Genomic DNA, 7,004 nt, shown 5'->3' with positions numbered 1-7,004 from the left:
GCGGGTTTTTAGGGCAGCGCCCTAAGCCCTCGGAGAGCTTATAGGAATAAATATCTACAATTTTCAAGGTTCTATTGAGCCTATTTTGTTGGCTCTGTTTTTTCATAACTTACTTGACACTACCTTTGTTACTGATATGATTTGCAAGATCAAGTACCTTTTCCTTTACCATGTTACCCTTTTCCTCCAGACCTTTTATTTATTATTTATCAGAATCATCTTCTTTCCAGCTCTGAACTTCTTTGCGAAGCCAGTCTGCCCACTCTTCTATTCCTTCACCGGTTTTTGCCGAAATTGGAATAACTTTTATATCAGGATTTAATTTTTTTGCACGTTCTTCGCATTTCTTTAAATCAAAATCAAAATAGTCGATTGCATCAATTTTATTGATTAATAACACATCGACAATTGAAAACATAAGAGGATATTTTAATGGCTTATCATCCCCCTCAGGAACACTTAAAATCATCGCATTTTTGGAAGCTCCTGTATCAAACTCCGCCGGACAGACAAGATTCCCTACATTTTCTAAAATTGCAAGGTCAATCCCTTCTGTTCCAAGTCCCTCTAAGCCTTGTTTTGTCATTTCTGCATCAAGATGGCACATTCCTCCTGTATGAAGTTGAATAACTTTTGCTCCAGTTTCTGATATTGTCTGTGCATCTACATCCGAATCAATGTCTGCCTCCATGATTCCAATACTTAATTCCTCTTTTAATGCCTTAATTGTCTGTTTTAATGTTGTTGTCTTTCCAGAACCCGGTGACGACATTAAATTAAGTAAAAAAGTCTTTTCTTTCTTCAAGCTTTCCCGAAGCAATTTGGCTTGTTCATTGTTATCATCAAATACGCTCTGCTTAATTTCCAGAATTTTAAATTCGCTCATGTCCTTCTCCTTTTTTACTTGTTCTCTTTCTATCTCTTATTTTTTTATTCTACTCTGCCAATTCTTTTATCTCTTTGTATTTTGCTAAATCAACGTATAGCTCTTCTTTATAAGGATTTCTCTTCGTTGTTACAATCTTATAAATCATATACACGGCAACTACTATATTTACAATTAATGCAAGAAAACTTACGACGAACAATGCCGTTGTATTATAAGAAGATGCAACTGCAAATTTTCCCTCATCAATAAACGCAGGCACAGTCTGGGCAAACATACACCACAACGCAAGTGTGTGAGCCCGGTGCTGGAGCCATGCACCTTTGCCAATTGTAAACGCACAAACCGTTGGTGCGAGAAGTAACGCAAAGCCACAATACCATGCATGACCTGGCAGACAATTATAAGTATAAGCAAAATTCCAAATATCATATGCAACAATCCAGAACCACATCATATCCGGCCATAACATATCGTGACTTCCATCTTTTTTCGTTGCCTTCCGGATACAAATGCCGAACCATCCTGTAATTGTAATGATGTTAAGAATTCCTGCAATTGCATTCATGTAATTCCATGAACCGCCAACTACATACATTGCTTCGTCTGCCAATGTTCCCCCACCTGCATACTGAATTCCGACTTGAAAATCACGTCCAACCGCCTCGCAAATATTAATTGCCAAAATAAGTGGTGGAAAACATAATGCCCATTTCTGCTCTGACAATCTCCACTCTTTTCCGGTTTTCTTATTCGTTCCATGTATATAACGAATACACCAAAAGCCAATACAACCGGCTGTCGATGAATATACTTTTGCCAAATGGAACCAGTCTAAATAGGTCGTATCATTTAACGTAGTAAACCAAAGAATTGATAATATCACAGGTAAAACAATAAAGCAGAAAAATCCACAATATTTATACCTCCTGGATACCTCATTCAATAAAAATAACGTTACAAATACCAGAATCCAAACAAGCCAGACACTGATTGCTGAAGCCCCCGCTTCATAATTAAATTGAAACATATTAAACTTTCTCCTTCCTCTCCCTCTCATTTTCTATTTCCTGAAAGACACTCTGGTCATACCAGGTAATTCAGTCCGAAATAGTATGATATAATTTTAACATTCTTTTAACGATAAATCAATATTTTTTGTATGTTTTTTCTATTTTTATATGATTTTTCTCTTGTTTTTTATAATTTTATACAGTATAATATAGTTAATTTTTTAACTGGTATGTGGTTATACCACTGACAAGGAGGTATTTTTATGGAATTTACAAAACTTTGTTCTCCCTCTTTAAAAGATTTATTTATTGAACAATTAGAACATCTAATTCTATCAGGCAGATTAAAAATTGGTGAAAAGCTTCCATCCGAACGCGAACTTGCCGAGGCTATGCAGGTCAGCCGGGCTGTTGTAAATGGAGGCATTGCTGACTTAGAACGAAAAGGATTTTTAATCGTAAAACCAAGAATTGGAACATTTGTTGCAGATTACCGGAGAAATGGAACATTAGATACTTTAATTGCGATTATGAATTACAATGGTGGAAAATTAAGAAAAGAAGAGATTCGTTCTATTTTAGAAATTCGAATTGCCCTTGATTCACTTGCAGCTAAACTTACTATCGAACGGATTACCGATGAACAGATTCATCTGCTTTATAAAAAGACAGAAAAAATTATAAATGCCGGCTCAATCGAAGAAGCTTGTAATGCTGCGTTTGAATTTCAACATGAACTTGCTCTTCTTTCCGGCAATACTTTAATTCCATTAATGTTCCATTCTTTTAAAATTCCTGTTCTGACTCTTTGGGAACGATTCTGTACTTTATATGGAATACCCGCTTTGTATGAAAATACTTATCAGTTATGGCTTTATATTAAAAATCACGACACAGACGGAGCAATTCATTGGATTGAAACATTTTTAAATGAAAGTATTGATGGTGAACGTTCTATTTATTATTAAAGAAACATTTTATTAGCTGTATAAAATAAATTTAAGGGCTTTCTAACAATTCTTATTATGTACCGCTCCCCAAGAGTTAGACCAAAAATTTAACTCTTGGGGAGGTCGGTACATTAGAAAGCCCTCAAATTTATTCTTTCGTTCTTCTCTAAATTCTTTTATCTGCCTTTACAATTTCCTGCTCCTCAAACAAATTGGAAAGAACTGTCTTATATTCATTAAGACTTTGGGATTTCTTTATCTTTTTTGCATATTTTTCATGATTAGAAAATACATGAATCATATAAAACCAAAGTTCTTTCATCTTAAATAATACATTTTTGTCGCCGGATAATAGCTCTTGATATCCGCTCAGTAAAGTATCATGAAATTTTCTCAATGTTATTTTATCTAATTGATGACCTGTTTTTATTTCACCTGCCAGATTCGGATCCACTATTATACCACGTCCCAACATAACTGTATCAATTGTTGGAAACACCTCTTTAAATTTTTTGTACATTCCCGGTGCAAAAATGTCACCATTATAACAGAGTGGATTTTTACTTTTTTGAACAGCTTCTCGCATCATATCCCAATTCGGTTTGTTTTTATAAAAATCATTCCGGACACGCGGATGTATAATTAACTCTTCGATTGGATATTGATTATATATTTCCAGCAAATCATAAAACTCATCCGGATTGTCGATTCCTATTCTTGTTTTAATTGAAATCTTAGCATCACATGTGTTATAGATTTGTTCCAAAAACTGATTCAGTTCATCTTTCTTCGCTAAAAATCCAGAACCTTTATACTTAGAAACAACCGTTCCTGACGGACAGCCAAGATTCAAATTCACCTCTTGATATCCCAATTCTTCTAATACTTTTGTCGTTGCAATAAAATGTTCTGCCTGATTTGTTAATATCTGCGGTACAACATAAAGTCCTTTATTATGCTGTGGTAAAATATCATTTTTTTCTCTTGAAGTTAAACATTGATTTTTATTTGGTGCAATAAATGGGGTAAAATATTTATCAACATCACCAAAATAAGTATGATATGCGTTTCGATATACATATCCTGTAATTCCCTCCATTGGTGCAAGGTAAAATTTCATGATTTTGTTCTCCTATATTTACTTATTTTTTTATTGTGGAAAAATTCGAGTCCCTTCTACTACCCCTTGGAAACAGCTAGTACTATCCGGCACTGCTATCCTGACACCTTCAATATGCAAAAAACGGCTCCTTTCATATTGATAGCTGTCCAATCTACGATTCAGTGAATCGTAAGTATGTGCAGATACAAGATATGTGTTTTCAGCAAATCCAGTCACAACGAGCGTATGATAAAAATCTCCCTCGCTCTGACCAAGCTGTATAACATCTCCTATATCTAACTCTCCTTCGCTAACTTCTCGTGCAAACGGACCAATTCCTGTATTATTGACAATAAAATCATAAAAAAACTCTACGCCGGTCCAAGATGGTGTGCGATTGTCCGTTGATATATAATACCAGCCCCGAACCGTATCAAAATTCATTGTGCAACATCCCGCATAAACACACTGCGAAACAAAATTAGTGCAATCTCCCCCTATTTCGGAAAAATTATAAAATAGAGGATTTCTCCCATATGCCCATTTTATTGCATACTCGTATACATGAGAACGATTATAAGGGATATCTGTCAGCATCTTAATGACTCCAAACATTCACTTATTCTATTATATACACAATGCCCCAAAAAGGAACTGGAGGAATTTGAAGTTATCTTTTATCAATTTAAATACTTATTTATGCTGCCATACAAACCGTTTTTAACATCGGAACTAATCTCTTACTTACTATTGTAATTACTACAATCTGAACAACAGACATAATCACGGTCTGATATATTCTTGTAACAAGTAATGCACCAAACGGACTTCCATATAAAATCGAAATCCAAAGTGTATTTAGCAAAAGACTCCCTAATATTTGCACTATAAGTACTGCAACTATAATATTTTTTATACTTTGGCTTTTCTTAAGAACCATCGAATATACAACGCCCGTCAAAAATGCCGTCAATGTAAATCCTGGAAAATAAGCTCCAACAGGAAATAACATTGCTCCTATTACATCGCTAATTCCGCCCATCAATCCTGTGACAATTGGTGAAAATAAGCAAGCACTTATTACAACAGGAACAAAACTAAACCCAATTTTTATATTCCATGTATGAATGGATAAAAATCTGGATAATATTATTTCTAATGCTATAAGTACCCCTAGTGTTGTCAATGTTTTAATGTTCCATCTTTTGTTCTTGTTCATAGCATCTACTGTTACGAAAAACTTATCGTTTATTTTGCGTAACTTTCTCCTTTTTCTTACTTGCAATCTACCGATTGTATTTTGCCAAAGCTATATTAACACATATACGAATTAGTAGCAATTAGAATTATAAATCTAACTCACTCTAAAAATAGTTATAAGAAAAGGCTCTGCAGTAAACAGAACCCTTTCTTAGAATCATTTTTATTCTACTCCTATTTAACGCGAAGCAAAGAAATCAATTTTTGCTCCCTGCAAATATAAATAGCAAAAACCGAATCAGTGTGTACACAACTAAAACAGTCGCAACAATTGTTTCAATTAAAACCATATATTTTAAAGCCGGAATTGGATTTCCTAAATTTTTCATGCACACCATTGTCTGCTTCGTTGCAATCGCACTAATAACAAATGGAAATGTAAACGCCGCATAGCTTGGATAAAATGGAAGTTTCAGATAACCCAACATTTTTATAAAAGCAAAAATGTAAATAATCGTTGCCACTGCTAACATTCCCACTATCATTCCTTTTAATTTCGGTGTCACAGACTGGATATATCCCGCCAGACAAAGACTAACCGGTGCCGCGTAAATGCAAATCAAAGGCTTCGCCGGCTGTGGTACTTCTTTGTATTTAATATATCGTACCGTAATCAAAGCAAATAACATAATAAGCGTTACGAAGCCAAACCAAAAGGCAATGCTTCCAATCGTAAACTGTTCATATGCCGGTGCAGTAATAGCTGCCACAGCAATTCCAACATACACTATGTAATAGCTTGCAAAAACCTTCGGCATCTGCAATTTAAAAATAAAATTTACTGTAAAATATAGGATTAGAGCAATGTGAAGGATAATTGCCAGAATCCAGACAGCAAAAGCTCCTCGACCAATCCATGGTTTTAAATAAACACTAAGTAACATCAATGCCATGGAAAACGTTCCTGATACGCTTGCCATGATTGGGTTTTTTAACTCTTCCTTTATCATGCCCGGATATAGGATTAATTTTAAAATCATCAAAATAAATAAAAAAAACGCAATCATTCCAAACAGATATCGTATTCCCTCCGAATAGCTTTGCAGCAGGTTGCCTAATGCAGCACAGCCAAGCATTACACCACAAAGCGGAATCGGAACTTTTTTAATATTTTCCATTGATTTTTTCCTCCAATACAACTTCTGCCGGCTCTTCATCTATATTGGTAAGATCGAATTCCCGAATCAGTATTTCCGCTACCTTCCCTGCACAAAGTCCAGTGAAATAAATGCACTGAGATTTATGTTCTCCTTTTCCCATATCAAACTCTTTTGTCAGTACACGGCAACAGACAGAATTTTTGCCATTCGCTTTTCTAAACCAATCATGTAATTCATGAGTTAATTCCATACACTTTACGGCCTTAGGGTCTTTTGGTCCTTCTTGCTCTGTTCTTCCAAAAAACATTCCAAGTGCCATAATACCACCATTCAATGCGCCACACATACAGCCGGAATGTCCTGCCCCAACAGCCATTCCTGATGCCATTGCAATCACTTCTTTTGGTAGTTCCGGTGCAAAATTATCGCGAATTGCACTTACTAAAGCTTCACAACAAAAAAAGCCTCCACGAAAATTACTTTCTGCATCTTCAATCACTTTCTTTAAACTAACTTCCTGTTTCATTTCCTTCTCCTCCAACTTCTTTAATAGTAATTTAGATTTGTAAAAAAGTGTCTTCGACACTTCAACTCCCCTGCCCTCAATCTTGAGGGAATTTAGGGGTTTCTTTTTGTTAATTTTTCCTGCATAATAGGGTTATGAATATCTTACAAAGAATCTTTACCGACTAT

8 protein-coding genes are annotated in these 7,004 nt (G+C 35.1%); 1 reads left to right on the top strand and 7 read right to left on the bottom strand.

The features are described 5' to 3' along the window. Positions 1 to 202 precede the first annotated feature (202 nt). Together hypB and FYJ58_RS14270 are read right to left on the bottom strand one after the other, a co-directional pair. Positions 203 to 886, bottom strand: a complete 684-nt coding sequence (gene hypB, locus FYJ58_RS14275) for a hydrogenase nickel incorporation protein HypB (protein ID WP_154520355.1) — start codon at positions 884 to 886, stop codon at positions 203 to 205. Positions 887 to 935: 49 nt separating this feature from the next. After that, positions 936 to 1,916: a DUF5692 family protein gene (locus FYJ58_RS14270; RefSeq protein ID WP_154520354.1), complete on the bottom strand. Its 981-nt coding sequence runs from the start codon at positions 1,914 to 1,916 to the stop codon at positions 936 to 938. Between the two features lie 246 nt (positions 1,917 to 2,162). On the opposite strand from FYJ58_RS14270, the gene FYJ58_RS14265 reads away from it, so the two are divergent. Then, positions 2,163 to 2,867, top strand: coding sequence for a FadR/GntR family transcriptional regulator (locus tag FYJ58_RS14265; protein ID WP_154520353.1), 705 nt, complete (start codon positions 2,163 to 2,165; stop codon positions 2,865 to 2,867). A gap of 148 nt (positions 2,868 to 3,015) precedes the next feature. On the opposite strand, the gene FYJ58_RS14260 is transcribed toward FYJ58_RS14265, so the two are convergent. The 5 genes from FYJ58_RS14260 to FYJ58_RS14240 all read right to left on the bottom strand — a co-directional run bounded on the left by FYJ58_RS14260 (position 3,016) and on the right by FYJ58_RS14240 (position 6,837). Continuing rightward, positions 3,016 to 3,969 carry a tRNA dihydrouridine synthase gene (locus FYJ58_RS14260; protein WP_154520352.1) on the bottom strand — a complete coding sequence of 318 codons (954 nt, stop codon included), beginning with the start codon at positions 3,967 to 3,969 and terminating at the stop codon, positions 3,016 to 3,018. Between the two features lie 30 nt (positions 3,970 to 3,999). Continuing rightward, the gene (locus FYJ58_RS14255) at positions 4,000 to 4,548 is read right to left on the bottom strand and encodes an amidase domain-containing protein (RefSeq protein WP_154520351.1); all 549 of its coding nucleotides are present in this window, start codon (positions 4,546 to 4,548) and stop codon (positions 4,000 to 4,002) included. A 100-nt stretch (positions 4,549 to 4,648) separates the two neighbouring features. Next, a complete protein-coding gene (locus tag FYJ58_RS14250) occupies positions 4,649 to 5,170 on the bottom strand; it encodes a folate family ECF transporter S component (RefSeq protein WP_154520350.1) in 522 nt (173 codons plus the stop codon). A 238-nt stretch (positions 5,171 to 5,408) separates the two neighbouring features. Further along, positions 5,409 to 6,329, bottom strand: a complete 921-nt coding sequence (locus FYJ58_RS14245) for a TDT family transporter (RefSeq protein ID WP_154520349.1) — start codon at positions 6,327 to 6,329, stop codon at positions 5,409 to 5,411. After that, positions 6,316 to 6,837: a C-GCAxxG-C-C family protein gene (locus tag FYJ58_RS14240; protein ID WP_154520348.1), complete on the bottom strand. Its 522-nt coding sequence runs from the start codon at positions 6,835 to 6,837 to the stop codon at positions 6,316 to 6,318. The genes FYJ58_RS14245 and FYJ58_RS14240 overlap by 14 nt, the downstream gene beginning before the upstream one ends. Positions 6,838 to 7,004 lie beyond the last annotated feature (167 nt).

It is taken from the genome of Velocimicrobium porci, from assembly GCF_009696045.1.
Lineage (GTDB): Bacteria > Bacillota > Clostridia > Lachnospirales > Lachnospiraceae > Velocimicrobium > Velocimicrobium porci.
Note: the sequence above shows the minus strand (reverse complement) of the source record. Positions and strands in the feature narration are given on the sequence as shown.

Coding starts and splice junctions, on each gene's coding strand:
- FYJ58_RS14270 (WP_154520354.1), bottom strand. CDS start 1,916: ATGTTTCAATTTAATTATGAAGCGGGGGCTTCAGCAATCAGTGTCTGG.
- FYJ58_RS14240 (WP_154520348.1), bottom strand. CDS start 6,837: ATGAAACAGGAAGTTAGTTTAAAGAAAGTGATTGAAGATGCAGAAAGT.
- FYJ58_RS14260 (WP_154520352.1), bottom strand. CDS start 3,969: ATGAAATTTTACCTTGCACCAATGGAGGGAATTACAGGATATGTATAT.
- hypB (WP_154520355.1), bottom strand. CDS start 886: ATGAGCGAATTTAAAATTCTGGAAATTAAGCAGAGCGTATTTGATGAT.
- FYJ58_RS14265 (WP_154520353.1), top strand. CDS start 2,163: ATGGAATTTACAAAACTTTGTTCTCCCTCTTTAAAAGATTTATTTATT.
- FYJ58_RS14250 (WP_154520350.1), bottom strand. CDS start 5,170: ATGAACAAGAACAAAAGATGGAACATTAAAACATTGACAACACTAGGG.
- FYJ58_RS14245 (WP_154520349.1), bottom strand. CDS start 6,329: ATGGAAAATATTAAAAAAGTTCCGATTCCGCTTTGTGGTGTAATGCTT.
- FYJ58_RS14255 (WP_154520351.1), bottom strand. CDS start 4,548: ATGCTGACAGATATCCCTTATAATCGTTCTCATGTATACGAGTATGCA.